Consider the following 243-nt stretch of genomic DNA (forward strand, 5'->3'; position numbering starts at 1 on the left):
TATTTTTATTTCTGATTCTTTTACTATTTTTTTCATTTCTAAAAAATTTTTTAATTTTTTTTCTTCATTTAATTTTTTTTCTTTTTCTAATTCACTTTTTATATTATCTATAATATATTTATCAAATTTTTTTTCTTTAAGAAAAGCTAATCTTTGCATTATTTTTTTTGTTTTCATTTGTTCTTTTTGTGCTAATTTTTCTAAATTTAATTTTTTTATTTTTTCTTCTTCTCTTTCTTTTTC

The 243-nt window shown here is 14.4% G+C and carries 1 protein-coding gene; it reads right to left on the reverse strand.

Features of this window, described 5'->3' with window-relative positions; all coding sequences use genetic code 11:
* The coding region (locus tag ACQP6G_RS20930) for a hypothetical protein (RefSeq protein WP_429767244.1) at window positions 1-243 on the reverse strand (243 nt) is incomplete at both ends.

It is taken from the genome of Isoptericola nanjingensis (assembly GCF_050311635.1).
In the GTDB taxonomy this organism is placed as follows: domain Bacteria; phylum Actinomycetota; class Actinomycetes; order Actinomycetales; family Cellulomonadaceae; genus Isoptericola; species Isoptericola nanjingensis.